Annotated in this window: 17 protein-coding genes, 1 tRNA gene and 1 pseudogene; 16 read left to right on the forward strand and 3 right to left on the reverse strand. The window is 53.5% G+C overall.

Going from position 1 to position 15,931, the window contains the following annotated elements:
• The first annotated feature begins 195 nt into the window (after positions 1-195).
• Both M7R55_RS09005 and M7R55_RS12270 read left to right on the forward strand, forming a co-directional pair.
• A tRNA-Ser gene (locus M7R55_RS09005) sits at positions 196-285 on the forward strand.
• A 374-nt stretch (positions 286-659) separates the two neighbouring features.
• The gene (locus M7R55_RS12270) at positions 660-932 is read left to right on the forward strand and encodes a YkgJ family cysteine cluster protein (RefSeq protein ID WP_366881177.1); all 273 of its coding nucleotides are present in this window, start codon (positions 660-662) and stop codon (positions 930-932) included.
• Between the two features lie 63 nt (positions 933-995).
• Here M7R55_RS12270 and M7R55_RS09010 read toward each other — a convergent pair.
• Positions 996-1,785: pseudogene (locus M7R55_RS09010) on the reverse strand (IS630 family transposase).
• 480 nt (positions 1,786-2,265) lie between these two features.
• On the opposite strand from M7R55_RS09010, the gene M7R55_RS09015 reads away from it, so the two are divergent.
• From M7R55_RS09015 to M7R55_RS09040, 6 genes are read left to right on the forward strand one after another with little or no spacing between them, the layout of a single operon-like run.
• Positions 2,266-2,613, forward strand: a complete 348-nt coding sequence (locus M7R55_RS09015; protein ID WP_298220087.1) for a DUF3579 domain-containing protein — start codon at positions 2,266-2,268, stop codon at positions 2,611-2,613.
• A gap of 20 nt (positions 2,614-2,633) precedes the next feature.
• Entirely contained in the window at positions 2,634-3,998 is a 1,365-nt protein-coding gene (rimO, locus tag M7R55_RS09020; protein ID WP_298220088.1) for a 30S ribosomal protein S12 methylthiotransferase RimO, read from the forward strand.
• Between the two features lie 28 nt (positions 3,999-4,026).
• Positions 4,027-4,266, forward strand: a complete 240-nt coding sequence (locus M7R55_RS09025; protein WP_298220089.1) for a DUF3565 domain-containing protein — start codon at positions 4,027-4,029, stop codon at positions 4,264-4,266.
• 25 nt (positions 4,267-4,291) lie between these two features.
• Positions 4,292-4,810, forward strand: a complete 519-nt coding sequence (moaB, locus tag M7R55_RS09030; RefSeq protein ID WP_298220090.1) for a molybdenum cofactor biosynthesis protein B — start codon at positions 4,292-4,294, stop codon at positions 4,808-4,810.
• A 2-nt stretch (positions 4,811-4,812) separates the two neighbouring features.
• The gene (locus M7R55_RS09035; RefSeq protein ID WP_298220091.1) at positions 4,813-6,687 is read left to right on the forward strand and encodes a glycosyltransferase; all 1,875 of its coding nucleotides are present in this window, start codon (positions 4,813-4,815) and stop codon (positions 6,685-6,687) included.
• Complete coding sequence (locus M7R55_RS09040; protein ID WP_298220092.1) at positions 6,674-7,426, forward strand: DedA family protein; 753 nt, start codon at positions 6,674-6,676, stop codon at positions 7,424-7,426. Before M7R55_RS09035 ends, M7R55_RS09040 begins: the two co-directional genes overlap by 14 nt.
• A gap of 56 nt (positions 7,427-7,482) precedes the next feature.
• On the opposite strand, the gene soxA is transcribed toward M7R55_RS09040, so the two are convergent.
• Positions 7,483-8,370 carry a sulfur oxidation c-type cytochrome SoxA gene (gene soxA / locus M7R55_RS09045; protein ID WP_298220094.1) on the reverse strand — a complete coding sequence of 296 codons (888 nt, stop codon included), beginning with the start codon at positions 8,368-8,370 and terminating at the stop codon, positions 7,483-7,485.
• A 40-nt stretch (positions 8,371-8,410) separates the two neighbouring features.
• Positions 8,411-8,791: a sulfur oxidation c-type cytochrome SoxX gene (soxX, locus tag M7R55_RS09050; protein WP_298220096.1), complete on the reverse strand. Its 381-nt coding sequence runs from the start codon at positions 8,789-8,791 to the stop codon at positions 8,411-8,413.
• A 631-nt stretch (positions 8,792-9,422) separates the two neighbouring features.
• On the opposite strand from soxX, the gene M7R55_RS09055 reads away from it, so the two are divergent.
• From M7R55_RS09055 to M7R55_RS09090, 8 genes are all read left to right on the forward strand, one after another.
• Positions 9,423-9,740, forward strand: coding sequence for a rhodanese-like domain-containing protein (locus M7R55_RS09055; protein ID WP_298220097.1), 318 nt, complete (start codon positions 9,423-9,425; stop codon positions 9,738-9,740).
• Positions 9,741-9,743: 3 nt separating this feature from the next.
• Positions 9,744-9,974 carry a sulfurtransferase TusA family protein gene (locus M7R55_RS09060; protein ID WP_298220098.1) on the forward strand — a complete coding sequence of 77 codons (231 nt, stop codon included), beginning with the start codon at positions 9,744-9,746 and terminating at the stop codon, positions 9,972-9,974.
• A gap of 17 nt (positions 9,975-9,991) precedes the next feature.
• On the forward strand, positions 9,992-10,342 hold the full coding sequence (locus tag M7R55_RS09065; RefSeq protein WP_298220099.1) for a DsrE family protein: 351 nt from the start codon (positions 9,992-9,994) through the stop codon (positions 10,340-10,342).
• A 488-nt stretch (positions 10,343-10,830) separates the two neighbouring features.
• A complete protein-coding gene (locus M7R55_RS09070; RefSeq protein WP_298220100.1) occupies positions 10,831-11,745 on the forward strand; it encodes a hypothetical protein in 915 nt (304 codons plus the stop codon).
• A gap of 317 nt (positions 11,746-12,062) precedes the next feature.
• Entirely contained in the window at positions 12,063-13,763 is a 1,701-nt protein-coding gene (locus tag M7R55_RS09075; RefSeq protein ID WP_298220101.1) for an acetolactate synthase 3 large subunit, read from the forward strand.
• A 3-nt stretch (positions 13,764-13,766) separates the two neighbouring features.
• Positions 13,767-14,267 (forward strand): acetolactate synthase small subunit, encoded by a 501-nt coding sequence (gene ilvN, locus M7R55_RS09080; protein WP_298220102.1) that lies wholly within the window; start codon positions 13,767-13,769, stop codon positions 14,265-14,267.
• Between the two features lie 57 nt (positions 14,268-14,324).
• Entirely contained in the window at positions 14,325-15,341 is a 1,017-nt protein-coding gene (gene ilvC, locus M7R55_RS09085; RefSeq protein WP_298220103.1) for a ketol-acid reductoisomerase, read from the forward strand.
• Between the two features lie 108 nt (positions 15,342-15,449).
• A partial coding sequence (locus M7R55_RS09090; RefSeq protein WP_298220104.1) for a phosphatidylserine decarboxylase occupies positions 15,450-15,931 on the forward strand: 482 nt, incomplete at its 3' end.

A 15,931-nucleotide genomic window follows, 5' to 3' on the forward strand; every position in this document is an offset into this window, starting at 1 on the left:
CCTACCACCTGCTGGATCACCCCCAGTCGGTCGACCTCTTGGTAGCTCATCGTAATATGCTCCTCTGCCATCACCCCTCCCGAAACCAAAAGGGGACATTTTAGAATTGGACAAAGGGGACATTACGGCTTTGGGCTAACAGTGCCTCGAATCCCGTTGCGCTTGATGTGCTTAGCCGATAGAATGCAGGCCCGTGGAGAAATGGCCGAGTGGCTGAAGGCGCACCCCTGCTAAGGGTGTATAGGGGAAACTCTATCGAGGGTTCGAATCCCTCTTTCTCCGCCACTTATTATAACCCCTTGTGTTTCAACGAGTTAGATGTGCGATGGGTTTTTTATGTAGAGCTCAATGTGGGCCTTTTGTAGTCTCTTCTTCGGTCGATGCCTCACGTAAGCTTTGGGTGCTGGTGGCGGCTTCAACCCCCTGGATCCGTTAACTGTGTATCAATTGTTGTGTGCAGATGGGCTTCATTAATCGTAGTGATTCCTTTGTTATTACAGCGGCAGTTACTGCGAAGACTGCTAAAGAGATTGATGAACCTCTTGATGTAATTCATGGGCTTTAGCGCCCAGTTGTACAGAAAACTCTGTGCAAGCGAGGGCAGGGACACGCCCTCTATTAATGTTCCAGTACCGAACATAACGAACAAGGTACTTCTCATGACTGGTACTCATTCCATCAAGTGTCGTACCGGGTGCGGGGCGTGTTGTATCGCCCCCTCGATCTCGAGCCCGATTCCGGGTATGCCGAACGGTAAACCAGCAGTGGTTGCTTGCGTTCAACTGACTGATGACTTTCGGTGTGCGATTTTCGGCAAACCGGAGCGTCCTCGTTGCTGTTCAGGATTGAGCCCGAGCATTGATATGTGTGGAGCATCGCAAGCCCAGGCGCTTGAATGGCTGTCTTCCTTGGAGGAAGTAACAAAGCCCTAGCCTGATAGGAGACTATGGCTGGGTATCGACTCGGCACGAATTATCCATGAATCAGGCTGCATATTAAACTCGCGCATCCTGAAAGAACGTTATCACCCGCTCGGGAGATTTCTCCAACGTCTGCATGTGCTCGGTTGCAGCGGCTTTCAGCTTGGATTTGGTGCGTGCCGGCACCATGGTAGTGATCGCCTGTTTCAAATCGACATTGAGCCGCTCTTCTGAGTTGAACTCTGGGCTGTCGCTGGGGGAGATAAAACGACTCGATCAGGTCTTTAAGTTTTCCAACCCAAGTCTTAAATGGCTTGCTGTGATGAAAACGCAGATTATCGAGAATCAGGAAGACCTTTTTATCGGCATCCTTGATAAGGCCACAAGAAACTCAATGAGCCTGTCTGAGTTGAATGCCTCGTTAATGATTATCCAGCGGGTCCTACCTTGGTTGGTGACGGTGGCAATCGTTGATATTTTTTTGTCGTTAGCTTCTGGCGTGTGCCGCCGACTGCGTAGGTCACCAGGGTTTGACCCACTGGCGCGTAACCGCGGCCACGAACGTCGATATCTATGACCGCTGTTTCATCCCCCTAATAAATCTCTGTCCCTTCGGCCTAGGCGCGCTGTTCAGTGGCATGGTAGGGTGTCAGCGCCAAGCTTGCACCGCTGCAGATACTGTCTTCCGCTCACCCTAGCAAGCCCATAGCCAGATCGCGGGGTTGACCGCTGACCAGCTCAGGCCGGCGTGTTTAACAATCAGGATGACGAGCATCTTTTTCCGGTATAAGCGTATTACCTGCTTGCGTCTCTCGTGCAGTACGTCAGGCGACTGCTTGCGGGCATCTTCTTTCCCATGAAGCATGAGACTCTTTCGGGGGCCTAAGATTCATAGATAATCCGTGCCGAGTTTGTAGGGAGCGCTTCTGGATTTGGTTTGCTGTTCGGTCATATCGCGTTCCTCTTTGGAAGTAGTGCGTATACCTTACTCACAAAATTCGGATAGACTTGAACCTGACCGGTTCCCCCCCCCTGAATCCCGCGGTAGCAGGTGTCCTTGCCGCCTATGACCTAGAAGGTCACCTTCTCGGTGTTGGACAGAAAACTGTTCAGTTGATCAATCGTCCTTAACTCTTCAAGTTTTATGATGGCTTTCATCCCTGCATCATGAACGGAGCCCGGTCCCGTTGCAGCTTACTCGAGACTCTTTTTATATTGGACAAGGCTTCCAAGTGCTTTTGTCTATTAATTAATTTAGAATGCAAAGCGATTTTGTTTTACGGTGGCTGTGTGTCGACAGCACGGTATTCTCTGATCGGTTTGAAACTCAAGAAAAGTATTCATTATGAGCGATCCCATGCATTTCCGTTATCTCATTGAATCTGTTACAAAATCGGGTGCGCGTTTTCGTCCGAGTGACTGGATTGATCGTTTGGCCAGTTGGGATGCGACTTTCGATCTGCACCGGCTGGTATTTTCCAACCGTCTACATCCCGCCTCATTGGATGGACAGAAAGTGCTCGCCATCGAACCTGAATTGCAGACCCAGAACCCGGCGATGTTCGACTCGGTTCTGCAATTCGCCGAGCGCAACAATCTCAAAATTCACAAGCAATATGATGATGGACGGCTTGAGGACTATGAGGCCCGGTCAGCATCGGTCGATCATCAGTCTGGTACACCCTCCGAATAAGCAACCAGGTTTTCGAGCATATGAGTTCTTTTTCGCCCCGCGTGGGTTTTGTCAGCCTGGGGTGCCCCAAGGCTTTGGTCGATTCCGAGCGCATCCTGACCCAGCTGCGTGCCGAAGGCTACGCATTATCGAGTGATTATCAGGATGCGGAACTCGTTATCGTGAATACCTGTGGTTTCATCGACTCGGCTACGCAAGAATCGCTGGATGCGATCGGTGAAGCGCTGGCCGAGAACGGTAAAGTCATCGTGACCGGTTGTCTGGGCGCGCGTGACGAGGGTGAGTTGATCCGCCAGACACATCCGAGCGTACTCGCTATCACAGGTCCGCAGGCTTACGGCGAAGTGATGGGGGCGGTTCATCAACATTTGCCGCCCCGGCACGATCCCTTCGTCGATTTGATGCCGGCACCTCGCGTTCAGACGGAAGTTTCGGATTTCGAATCCAAGGTCGGTATCAAACTCACCCCCAGGCATTACGCTTATCTGAAAATATCTGAAGGCTGCAACCATCGTTGCAGCTTCTGCATCATTCCGAGCATGCGGGGCGATCTCGTGAGTCGCCCTGTGGGCGAGGTGCTCACCGAAGCCCAGAATCTGGTGAATGCCGGGGTACGCGAACTGCTGGTGGTTTCTCAGGATACCAGCGCATATGGTCTGGATACACGTTACAAGCTCGATTTCTTCGGCGGCAAACCGGTCAAGACCCGTTTCAGGGAGCTGGCGGCTGAACTTGGGCAGATGGATGCCTGGATTCGACTGCATTACGTCTATCCCTATCCGCATGTGGATGAGGTCATTCCGTTAATGGCTGAGGGCTGGGTGCTGCCTTACCTCGATATCCCGTTCCAGCACGCCAGCCCGCGCATTCTAAAGGCGATGAAGCGTCCGGCCTCCAGTGAGAACGTGTTGGAGCGAATCCGTACATGGCGAGATATCTGCCCTGATCTGACCTTGCGTTCGACCTTTATCGTCGGCTTCCCTGGCGAGACCGAGGATGACTTCCAGCAATTGCTCGATTTCCTCGATGAAGCGCAGCTTGATCGAGTCGGTGCCTTTACCTATTCGCCTGTCGAGGGTGCCACGGCAAATCAGCTGGCCAACCCCGTGCCGGAGTCGCTCAAGCAGGAGCGGCTTGAGCGGTTCATGGCAAAACAGGCCGAAATCAGCGCGGCAAAGTTGGCCGCCAAGGTGGGGCAGCGCATGGCTATTCTGATCGACGAAGTGGACGAGTCCGGAGCCGTGGGTCGCGGCCCCGGTGATGCACCGGAAATCGATGGCGTCGTCTTCCTGCCGGACGTGACAGATGTGCGTCCTGGTGACTTCGTCGAGGTTGAAATAACGGCCGCTGACGAGCATGACCTTTGGGCTTCACCGTGCGACTGATCGCGCTTTAGGATACGAAACGGCGTTCATGGCACGTGTCACAGAACAGACGTTCAGTTCTGCTATTGTGTCGTTCCACCGGGATGAGCTGGGCGATTGGTTCGCCCGATTGGCGTGTGGTCACCATCAACATACGCGTCATCAACCACCCTGGATCAATCGCCCGTGGATTGAAACCGAAGCCGGAAGGCGTTCGATGATCGGGAAGTCGTTGGTCTGTAAAAAATGCGCTCAAGGCTTGCCAGCCGATGACATCCCGCCCAAATAAACTACTCATGAATGAAGGCTTGTGAATGAACACGCGTGCATTTGTCCCTCTGAATATTGCTGTACTGACGGTATCGGATACCCGCTCTCTTAAGAATGATCCTTCGGGTGATTTATTGCAGGGGAGAGTGATTGATGGAGGGCACCGGTTGTACGACCGGCAGATCGTTCGTGATGACAAGTACGCGATTCGTGCGGTGGTTTCAGCGTGGATTGCCAACCCGGTGTGTCAGGTCATTATCACGACGGGCGGTACCGGACTGACCGGGCGCGACGGCACGCCAGAAGCAGTGATACCGCTGCTCGACAAGGAAATCGAGGGTTTCGGTGAACTCTTCCGGTGGTTGTCCTTCCAGTCAATCGGCACGTCAACCTTGCAATCCCGCGCCACTTCGGGTGTTGCCAACGGTACCTACCTGTTCATACTGCCCGGATCGACCAGCGCCTGTCGCGATGCCTGGGATCAAATTATTCATCCTCAGTTGGATTTCCGTACCCGGCCATGCAACATGGTTGAGCTGATGCCACGATTGAACGAGCAGTAATCATGAACGTAAATACCGGGCGTTGTTCGCATGCCGAGCGCTATTCGGGGGCATCCCCCAGCGCCCTGTTTGCGGTGAGTTCACTGGGACTGGGACATGCCACGCGCAGCCTGGTTCTGATCCATGCGTTTCTGGCCGAGGGGTACCGCGTTACGGTTATTTCGACGGGTAATGCCTTGGCCTTCATGCGTCTGGAGTTGGCCGATCACCCCGCAGTTGAATGGCAGGACTGGTCTGATTATCCGCCGCTGGAACGCGGGACCGGTTGGCGGTTCTACGCCTATCTAGCCCTCGATCTGTTCACCACTTGGCGAAGAATTCGCGAAGAACATCGTCGGTTTCAATCCATTGCCTGTGATTATGATTTCGTATTCAGCGACGGTCGTTACGGTATGTACAGTCGCTGGGTTCCCTCGTTCATACTGTCTCATCAGATTGCTTTCATACCACCCAAGGGGTTGCAGGAAGTCAGCTGGTTGAGCGATCACCTCAACGTGGCGGCATTGAAAAAATTCGACTGCATTTTCATCCCAGATTATCCGTGCCCGAGTTTGAATCTGACCGGGAATTTGTCCCATACGGCAGTTTTGCAACACACCCGGCGCGAGTACGTTGGGATAATGTCGTCCTACCCGCACCAAGAGCAGGAGCAGGAGCGGGACATCGATTATCTGTTCGTCATCAGTGGGTATCTGCACGAGCATAAAGGTGCGTTTGTTCGTGACCTGCTGGTGCAGGCAAAAAATTTGCCCGGCAAGAAAGTTTTTGTGCTCGGCGATGCCGAGGCCGATCCCGCGCAGTATCGAGACGCAGTCAGTGAGTTGCTCGAGGTCTACCCGCTGGCAACTGGGCCTCTGCGACAGTCTTTGTTTGCCCGCGCCCAATGTGTGGTTTCGCGGGCCGGATACACCACGGTCATGGATCTCGTGGAACACGATAAACGGGCGCTACTAATCCCAACACCCAATCAGACGGAGCAGGAATACCTGGGATATTACCTCGATAGTCTGAACTACTTTGTCAGTCGGGATCAGGCAAAGGCATTCGACCTGGTCGCCGCACTCGCTGAAACTGAGAATACCCGACGCTTCGATCCGCCCTGGCGCACGCAGGAGACGGTGCACAGAATTCAGTCGTCCATGAGCGAAGCACTGTATAAACACTTTTTCTCCGTGATCGTGCCTGCGCACAATGAAGAGTCGATTCTGGCTTCGACCCTGGATTGTCTGCTGACGCAAAACTATCCAGTGGATCGGATGGAAATCATCATCGTCGAAAATGGTTCAACCGACGCCACCTGGGCCATTGCCGAACGATATGTTATGTTTGGCGATGATCGGTTATCCGTTCGCGCCATCCAAAGCGATCTTGGTGTGTCCAAAGCCAAGAATGCAGGATTGGCGGCCGTGAACGTCCAGTCGGAATGGGTGATTTTTTGCGATGCCGATACCCATCTAGCGCCTAATGCGTTGCGGCAGTTCAATCGCTGGATCAATCAGCACGGGTCCGAGAGTCTTGCGATTGGAACCACCCGTGTTCAACCCCTGAACACCCATCACTGGTACGACCATCTCTGGTTCAGAATGTATGACTTCGTCCATCGAATGACGCGGAGTTCGTACTCAATTCAGTTGGCGCGGGCGCCGATCGGTCGCGGCATTGGCTTTCATCCGGAATTGCGTTTTGCGGAGGATCTGACCTTCATTCGTGAGTGTCGTCGGTACGGTCGATTCTTCTTTATTCCCAGTGATCAGGTAGCCACGTCGACCCGGCGATTTGAAGTGCGTGGTTATCTCAAGCAAAGCCTGAAATGGTTGTTTGAGGCGCTGATGCCTCTGAGTATGAAACGGAAACGGGGATACGATGTCATTCGCTGATCTGGCGTCCTTCGAACAGGCGATACCGTTTCTTCAGCAACATCAACACACGGCTTACGTCATTTTATTTTTTGGTGCCTTCCTCGAGACACTCATCCCGTTCTCACTCGTGGTATTAGGTGAGGTCTTCTTTCTTGCCGGTGCCGTTCTGGCGGGTTTGGGGGTTCTTGATGTCTGGGTGGTCATGCTCGTGCTGTTCAGCGGGGGTATTCTGGGTGACAACCTGAGTTACTGGCTTGGCTATCGTTACGGGAACGGACTGTTTGATCGTTTACAGCATTGGCCGTTGATCGGGCGGATGGTGCACCGGGAGAACTATGAAAAGGGGGTGGCCTTCTTCGAGAAGCGGGGTGCTTCGGCCGTATTCATTGCTCGATTGAGTGGGCCGTTGTCATGGATTACGCCCACATTGGCGGGCATTTTCCGACTGAATTATGGCACGTTCGTCCGATTCAACACGCCGGCGGTGATTATCGGCATCAGCGAATTCATCATTCTGGGCTACTTTTTCGGCAGTTACATTCGCCCGGTACTGAAATGGGCCCATCAGTATGGATTAGCACTCGCCTTCGTGGTTGTCGGCCTGATAGCGGCCTTTTTTCTCTTGCGCCGTTTTCTTGACTGGCACCAGCGGGTTGAACGGACGCGGGAGGAAATCGTACAGTTCATCCTGCGACATTTCGGTTTGTCACTGCTCATCGGGGGCTGTGTCTTTATCGGCGTGATGATCTTGATCTGAGGACAAATAAAAAGCCAGCTGATGCTGGCTTTGTTTGCGATCAGACTTGTTGCCGATTACTTACGCAGAGCCGGTCCGTTGATTTCCAGCCCGTTATCGATATAGGCCAGGAAGTATTCCAGGTCAAGCATACTCGATGAATACTGCTTGAACGGAATGGTTCGCGTGTCGCGCATGCAGCCGAACAGTCGCTTGTTCAGGGTGAACATGCCTTGCTTGCTGTAACGATAGACCGGGAAGCCCGTTGTGTTGCCGATGCCTGTGTGGAGTGTTTCAGAGCGAACTTTTTGCGTTGCATGATACATGTGGCAATCCGCGCAAGAGAAGTTCAGCTGCCCAGTCTTGCGGAAAAACATATGCTTGCCGTTATTGAATGCTTCTACGGCGCGGGGATCATCGGGGATTTCCACGTTGACTTTCATGCCGTCGGACATCCTGGCAAGGTAGGCCGAAACGCTGGCAAGATCGTTATATGCCTTTTTTGAACCCAGTGACTCGTCCTTCGGTACCCCGGCATTGATCTGGCAATTGATGAGGTCATCTTCAAGGTTGTGAACCTTGCCGTCCTTGATGTTGAAGTACGGATACTTTGCGCGCAGCCCTTTGGCTTCGCCAACACAGGAAGAAAGAGGTTTGCCGTTGGGCAGACGGTAGTCTTCCCAGAATTTCTTGCCTTTGGCGATGTAGTCATCCTGGGGCGGGAACTCCATCATGTCCTTATATTGGCTGTACGCATCCTCGTTGAAGGCGTAGACGCCCATGTTGTATTTGTCGTGGGGGATTTGTGGGAAATTCTGGTAATAGAAGTTACGGAATTCCTTGGCGAACTCGGCTGGGTTATTACTGTCCTTTGGATTGTGGTCGCTATATCCGGATGCGGCATTTGCGGCACTGATACCGGTGCAGATACTGGCCAATAACATACTGGTTAAAACTTTTTTCATTCTTGAGAGCTCCTTGGTGGTCACTTGGGGGTGTCTGTGCTTAGAGCGTGTACAGATAATCGACGACTTTCTCGATCTGCTCTTTAGTCAGAATTTTGTGTTCGCCGAAAGGAGGCATGATCACTCCCTTGCCGAACTTCTCACGTGGATCCCAAATAACGTCGAACAGGTCTTCTTTTTTTGGATAGCGAATTTTCATGGCGATCAGGGCCGGCCCGATGTTACCGGCTTGCGTGCCATCGGCGATGCTGTGGCAGGCGAGGCAGTTACCTTCGCTTTTGGTAAAGGCGATCTCTTTGCCCTCTTGCTGGCTCTTGGTGAGCGCCGAGTCCGCCGCTAAGGCCTGCCCTGCCATGAAGAGGCTCGCCGCCACTAGTACAGCGGAGCCTGCTTGTGTTAATGCCCGAATTTTTGGTGTCATTGTCATCCTCTCCTCATTGGTCGCTCTGGGCGTCAAGATGGTTTTGGTGGTTTTCTTGTCATTTGACCCTACTCACTGTAGAGGTTATGTGGCACGACACAAATAAAAAAATTTTTATACGGACATGGTTTATTTCTGTATCCAGGGCCCGGTAAATATTAGCGTTTGCCTATATTCCTTCGCTGCTTTTTGTGAAAACGGTGTTGTTTTTTCGTTTTTTTTATTAAACAGTCCGATTTTTCAATATTATGACCCTTGGTCTCAACGCGCTACCCCTTTTTTCAATTCGCGCTTCTTTTGTCGGCTTGCTTTGCCTTGAAATTCGAAATTTGTATACAGGGGAAAATATTTTGCATGTTGGTGAGTGCGTGATTGTGGTATCAATTGCTCCTCTTAAGGTATAAGTTCGTGTGGTTGTGTCTGTTTGACCTTGTATCTTCATGGGGGCCCTGAGTAATTCCATCCTGGCATGTCCAGAGATTGAAAATCAAAAATGCGATTTTTGATTTTCTTCATGAACAATCATGTTTGTGATCGTTCATGGCGGCACAACGCTGTGCTGCACGGAACCTCCTGCTAAATTAGAGGTTCTTTAAATTTATTTAAACATTTGATTTTAGTGAGTATCGGTATGTCCAGTTTTCAGAATATTGCACCGGAAGAATTGCTGCGCCGCCTTGATGAGGTGCTGCTGGTTGATGTCCGCGGGCCTTCGGAAACGATGCGGGGTGTGATCAAGGGAGCCAAATTGATACCGTTGCACCTTGTGCCCATGAATGTGGAGCAATTCAAAACGGATAAGGATGTTGTGATCTATTGTCATAGTGGCGCCCGCTCCGCCCAGGCATGTCACTTCCTTGTTGGGCAGGGGGTGACCAGATTGCATAATCTCGACGGCGGTGTGATGTACTGGGCAGGTTCCGGACTACCCCTGGTCACCCCCGAGTAATCGGTGGAAGTGATCGATGCTCGAGGTTTGCGCTGTCCAATGCCCTTGCTGCGCGCCCGTCGTTTTCTCTCCACGGCTGCGCCTGGTGCGTACCTCCAGATCTGGGCGACGGATCTGGGCGCTCCCGCGGACTTCAAGGCCTATTGCCTGCAAACCGGTCATGAATTCATTGGTGTCGAGCGTGAGCCCACATCGCCTGAGTTCTTCAAAATCACTCTGGCCAAATCATCGTGAATGAATCCATCCCAGACATGGCCCGTAAACAGAATTGGGGTGGTATGGCGCTCATTCTTTCCCGTGACGATCCCGGTTCTGTCCGGACTGCCTTGTCGCTTTCACTCGCCGCCATGGCGGCAGAAGATCCCTCTGCTATTTTCTTTACACAAACCGGTGTGCGGTTTTTACAGCGGAGTGTGCAGGATGCCGCACTGGTTGAAATGCGTTCGATCGCACAGGAGGAGGGGGTTCGGTTGATTGCCTGTTCAGATTCCGTGATGGCACTGGGGCTGCAATCGGATGAATTGATTCAGGGGGTGGAGCTGGCCGGCGTTGCAAGTTTTTATCAGTTTGCCTGCCAGATGGCTGTTTCACTATATATATGAATAGGTTGGTATGATTCCTGGTTATTGTTTCAGGAAGGGGTACCTCGAAAAACCTTTTGATTTGAGGTGCTCGTGCACCACAGGGATGTGGTGCCGCGCAATCGCGCAGACGATTGAAGTAGCGCAAGTTCGTTGCCGCTGGATACATCCTTGTATCCAGCCCTTCGGGAAACGCAAGGCGTTCCATCTTTGCTTCCTGCAACGATGTTGGTTTCGCGTGACGAACGTCCTCGAAAAATCCCAAAGATGGGATTTTTCGAGGTTCCCGAGGGAAACTCTGCACGAATCCATCCATGGCTTCCTGCAGAAACGCACAAGCCGGTACATGCTCGTCTTGTGTTATACATTTCAATGACTTAAGTCATTGAGTGGCAGGGCATCCATGCCCTGCACGGGAAGGTCTGCATTTGTGCAGACCTTCCCGAGGATTGTTTGATCATAATTAAAGTTTTTTCAGGGGTGGTTTGATGATGAAGTCCGCGCGCCTTGTGTTTTTGGTGATCCTGTCCTTATTGATTGCGCCTTTTGCCTATGCCGCAGCCGGTTTGCAGCCTTTCGTTGAGGGAGCCGCATTATCGCTTCCTTTGTCTGATGCAGTGAGCACGGTTCAGTCGAAACTGATGAAAGGTGGCTTTGAAGTGGTTGGGCAGTACTCGCCCTTGAAGAATGTCACGGTGCTCTCCATCACCAGCCCGGCCATGCTGACCACAGCTTCTGAGACGCCACGGGGTGGTTACGGTGCTGCGCTCAGTGTTTCTCTGGAGGAACATGAGGGTAAAACCTATGTGACCTACATGAATCCGCCCTATGTGGCGGCCGGTTACCACTTGGCATCAGATAATGAGTCCGTCGCCAAAGCATTGGCGAACATTCTGGGCGCTGAGAAGACCTTTGGTTCCAAGCCGCGAACGGTGGAACAGCTGGCCAATTATCAATACGGCTTCGGCATGGAAACCTTCAATGATCCGGTTGATTTGGGGGGGTACCCTAGTTTTTCTACAGCGGAGCAGAAGATCCTCAGTCGGTTGGCGGCGAAAAAGGATGGTGTCGGCCTGGTATATAAAATAAAGATTCCGGGCAAGGATCAGGAAGTGTTCGGTGTGGATCTGTCTGGAGTTAAGGACAACAACGCCAATGGAGTGGCGCTGGTCGATGCTGTGGACAGCGGAATGCCACACCGCTACGCCTTCCTGCCTTATGAAGTACTTTTGAACAACAAGGAAGCAGAGGCACTGAACCTACGATTCCGTATGGCGCTTTTCTTCCCTGATTTGCCGATGATGGGCGGCCATGCCTCCTTCTTCAAACTGCGCAGCTCGCCGGATGCAATCAAAAAAGTATTGCAAAAGGCGATGGGCGGTGCATTGGTGTCTAATTCAGACAATGGGTTTGGTGGCTTTTAGCAAACAGGTTGCCCATTTATCATGCGATCTTGGTGGCGCACTGCTCGTTGTTGGCACAAGTGGGAAACTCGGCGATGCAATTTGGTTCATAAAGCGCTATATTAATCCGCTTGGATTCATTTGTTTTCGCAGGGCGGTTGATTAGGCTGATAATTATTAGTCCTGTAACTGCGAATTCAGACGGGTGTTTGTCAGGTGTCCTGTGGCGCTTTATGAGCGCCAAAAAAACATTAGGCCTTGGGTCGAGTTGGTGCCTTATCAATAGCACCTTTTCGGGCAAGGCCTTGTCTTTCAATAAAAAATAAGAGAGAACGCTCGTGGAATTGTCCGGTGGTCAAATCCTGGTGGAATGCTTGAAGGCTGAAGGGGTAGAGGCTGTATTCGGCTATCCCGGTGGCGCCGTTCTACACATTTATGATGCTTTGTTCCAGCAGGAGCAGGTTCAACATATCCTGGTTCGTCATGAACAGGGTGCCGTGCACATGGCGGATGGCTATGCACGCGCAACGGGCAAACCGGGTGTCGTTCTGGTGACGTCCGGCCCGGGCGCAACCAATGCCGTCACCGGTATTGCCACCGCGCACATGGATTCGATTCCGCTGGTTGTGATTACCGGACAGGTGCCAACCAGTCTCATCGGCAATGATGCGTTTCAGGAAGTCGATAGCGTCGGCATTACGCGCCCTTGCGTCAAACACAACTTCCTCGTCAAGGATGTCCGTGATCTGGCCGATACAATGAAAAAGGCCTTCTATATTGCGACGACCGGACGGCCCGGGCCGGTCGTGGTCGATATTCCCAAGGATGTCACCGATCCCCGTGTGCTGATTCCATTCGAATATCCCCAATCTGTTTCCTTGCGTTCCTATCACCCGACGGTGAAAGGGCATAGCGGTCAGATTCGCAAGGCTGTTGACCTGATCGTCAACGCCGAACGGCCGATGATCTATTCCGGTGGCGGCGTCGTGCTGGGCCGTGCGGCTGAGCAACTGACCCGGTTTGCCCGCCTGCTCAATTATCCGATCACAAATACATTGATGGGATTGGGTGCGTACCCGGCGAGTGACCGGCAGTTCCTCGGCATGCTGGGTATGCACGGCACTTATGAAGCGAACATGGGGATGCATCACTGTGATGTGCTCATCGCCATCGGCGCGCGCTTCGATGACCGAGTGACGGGCAATCTCGCCAAGTTCTGTCCGACCGCTAAGATCGTGCACATCGATATTGATCCCGCGTCCATTTCCAAGAATGTTGTTGTGGACGTGCCAATCGTTGGTTCGGTCAAATCCGTACTGGAAGAAATGCTGCCTTTGATCGAAGACGCGGGCGGTGCCAAGCAGAAAGAAGCCATCGCCGCCTGGTGGGCGCAGATCGAGCAGTGGCGCGAAATGCGCTGCCTCGACTACAAGACCAACGGCGAGGTGATCAAACCTCAGTATGTGGTGCAGAAAGTCTGGGAAATCACCAAGGGAGACGCGTTCGTGGCGTCCGATGTGGGCCAGCATCAGATGTGGGCTGCCCAGTATTATGGTTTCGACAAGCCGAACCGCTGGTTGAACTCCGGCGGCTTGGGGACGATGGGTTTTGGTCTGCCGGCGGCACTAGGGGCCAAGTTCGCCTTCCCGGACGAAGAAGTCGTCTGTGTGACGGGCGAAGGCAGTATCCAGATGTGTACGCAGGAACTGTCCACGGCATTGCAGTATCACTTGCCCATCAAGGTCGTCAGTCTGAACAACCGCTATCTTGGCATGGTGCGTCAGTGGCAGGAGTTCTTCTATTCCGGCCGTTACGCCATGAGCTATATGGAAGCCCTGCCGGATTTCGTCAAGCTGGCGGAATCTTATGGTCACGTGGGTATGCGGATCGAAAAGGCATCCGATGTCGAGGGGGCCTTGCGCGAGGCGTTCGCCCTGCGCGATCGGCTGGTCTTCATGGATTTTCAGACCGACCCGACCGAGAACGTATATCCGATGGTGCCAGCCGGTGCCGGTTTGAATGAAATGATTCTGGTATAAGACATGCGGCACATCATCTCAATTTTGATTGAAAACGAAGCAGGCGCCCTATCGCGGGTCGCCGGTTTATTTTCCGCACGCGGTTACAACATTGAATCGCTCTGCGTTGCACCCACCGTCGACGAAACCTTGTCGCGGTTGACCCTGGTCACGCGCGGTGACGAACAGATCATCGAGCAGATCATCAAGCAGCTCAACAAGTTGATTGATGTGATCAAGGTTCAGGACATGGCGGATGCCCCTCATATCGAGCGTGAACTCATGCTTATTAAGGTGCAGGCCGTCGAGCGCTATCGGGAAGAGGTCTACCGTCTGGCCGAAATTTTCCGTGGCCAGATTATCGATGTCAGCGAAACAAGTTACACCATCCAGATGGTGGGGCCGGGACACAAGCTGGACGCGTTTCTTTCGGCGCTGGGTGAGATCCCGGTGGTTGAAATCGTACGCTCCGGCGCGCTCGGAATTGCGCGCGGTCCGCGTGGTATGTCCGTGCCCGAGGCCTGATGCGCTCGCAGATCTGATTTTTTATCCGACTTTATTTTGTTATCTGGAGATTTTTCCATGCAAGTGTATTACGACAAAGACTGTGACCTGACGCTGATCCAAGGCAAGAAAGTCGCCATCATCGGTTATGGTTCACAAGGCCACGCCCACGCCCTGAACCTCAAGGATTCTGGTGTAAGCGTAGTGGTTGGCCTGCGTCCGGGGTCCGCTTCGGCGCGCAAGGCCCAAGCTGGAGGCCTGACCGTTCTACCTGTCGATGAGGCAGTTGCCGCGGCCGACGTCATCATGATCCTCACCCCCGATGAGTACCAGTCTGCCATTTACCGTAACGACATCGAGCCGAACCTCAAGCAAGGTGCTACATTGGCTTTCGCCCATGGTTTCGCCATCCTGTACAACCAGGTTGTGCCGCGTGCCGACCTCGATGTCATCATGATCGCGCCAAAGGCACCGGGCCACACCGTGCGCTCCGAGTTCGTCAAGGGCGGCGGCATTCCCGACCTGATCGCCGTGTTTCAGGACGCTTCGGGCAAGGCGCGCGATCTCGCGCTGTCCTACGCTTCCGCGATCGGTGGCGGCCGCACTGGCATCATCGAGACCACCTTCAAGGACGAGACCGAGACCGACCTGTTCGGTGAACAGGCCGTGCTGTGCGGCGGCGCCGTGGAGCTGGTCAAGGCCGGCTTCGACACCCTGGTCGAGGCGGGCTACGCGCCCGAGATGGCCTACTTCGAGTGCCTGCACGAGCTGAAGCTGATCGTCGACCTGATGTACGAAGGCGGCATCGCCAACATGAACTACTCGATCTCCAACAACGCGGAGTACGGCGAGTACGTCACCGGCGTCAAGGTCATCAACGAGCAGTCGCGTGCCGCGATGAAGGAGTGCCTGGCCAACATCCAGAACGGCGCCTACGCCAAGCGCTTCATCCTCGAAGGCCAGGCCAACTACCCCGAGATGACCGCCTGGCGCCGCAACAACGCCGCGCACCAGATCGAGGTCGTGGGCGGCAAGCTCCGCGCGATGATGCCGTGGATCACGGCGAACAAGCTGGTCGATCACACCAAAAACTAATTAGGGATCAGGGGTCGGGATTCAGGGATCAGGGATTTTGTGGCTGCGCTGCCTACTGGTTCTCCGTTAATACTGGCCCCCCCTGAATCCTGACCCCTGACCCCTGCTATGACACATCCCCTTATCGCCCGCGAGGGCTGGCTGATTTTGCTGGCAGCGTTCGCGGCAGCGTTGATCGCGACCTGGCTGATCGGCTACTGGTCGATTCCGTTCTGGATATGGGCGGTTTTCGCATTCCAGTTCTTCCGCGACCCGGCACGCGTGCCGCCAACGGACGTCGACGCGGTAATCTCCCCGGCTGATGGGCGCATTGTCGCGGTGGAGAAGGTCAATGATCCGTATCTGGATCGCGACGCGCTGAAAATCAGCGTATTCATGAATGTGTTCAACGTGCATTCGAACAAGAGTCCGGTCTACGGCGAGATCAAGGGCCGCTGGTATGTCCCCGGCAGCTTCGTCAACGCGGACCTCGACAAGGCGTCCACCGAAAACGAGCGCAATGCCCTCTGGATTCAGACCCCGCGCGGCGACGTCACGTCGGTGCAGATCGCCGGTCTGATCGCGCGACGCATCCTTTGCTACGTGGGTAT

This window comes from Halothiobacillus sp., from assembly GCF_027346185.1.
GTDB lineage: Bacteria > Pseudomonadota > Gammaproteobacteria > Halothiobacillales > Halothiobacillaceae > Halothiobacillus.

Excerpts from the sequence above, each read along its gene's own strand:
- M7R55_RS09065 (WP_298220099.1), top strand. The coding sequence starts at position 9,992 with ATGGCCCGTAAACAGAATTGGGGTGGTATGGCGCTCATTCTTTCCCGT.
- rimO (WP_298220088.1), top strand. The coding sequence starts at position 2,634 with ATGAGTTCTTTTTCGCCCCGCGTGGGTTTTGTCAGCCTGGGGTGCCCC.
- ilvN (WP_298220102.1), top strand. The coding sequence starts at position 13,767 with ATGCGGCACATCATCTCAATTTTGATTGAAAACGAAGCAGGCGCCCTA.
- M7R55_RS09040 (WP_298220092.1), top strand. The coding sequence starts at position 6,674 with ATGTCATTCGCTGATCTGGCGTCCTTCGAACAGGCGATACCGTTTCTT.
- M7R55_RS09035 (WP_298220091.1), top strand. The coding sequence starts at position 4,813 with ATGAACGTAAATACCGGGCGTTGTTCGCATGCCGAGCGCTATTCGGGG.
- M7R55_RS09015 (WP_298220087.1), top strand. The coding sequence starts at position 2,266 with ATGAGCGATCCCATGCATTTCCGTTATCTCATTGAATCTGTTACAAAA.
- ilvC (WP_298220103.1), top strand. The coding sequence starts at position 14,325 with ATGCAAGTGTATTACGACAAAGACTGTGACCTGACGCTGATCCAAGGC.
- M7R55_RS09055 (WP_298220097.1), top strand. The coding sequence starts at position 9,423 with ATGTCCAGTTTTCAGAATATTGCACCGGAAGAATTGCTGCGCCGCCTT.
- M7R55_RS12270 (WP_366881177.1), top strand. The coding sequence starts at position 660 with ATGACTGGTACTCATTCCATCAAGTGTCGTACCGGGTGCGGGGCGTGT.
- moaB (WP_298220090.1), top strand. The coding sequence starts at position 4,292 with ATGAACACGCGTGCATTTGTCCCTCTGAATATTGCTGTACTGACGGTA.
- soxA (WP_298220094.1), bottom strand. The coding sequence starts at position 8,370 with ATGAAAAAAGTTTTAACCAGTATGTTATTGGCCAGTATCTGCACCGGT.
- soxX (WP_298220096.1), bottom strand. The coding sequence starts at position 8,791 with ATGACACCAAAAATTCGGGCATTAACACAAGCAGGCTCCGCTGTACTA.
- M7R55_RS09025 (WP_298220089.1), top strand. The coding sequence starts at position 4,027 with ATGGCACGTGTCACAGAACAGACGTTCAGTTCTGCTATTGTGTCGTTC.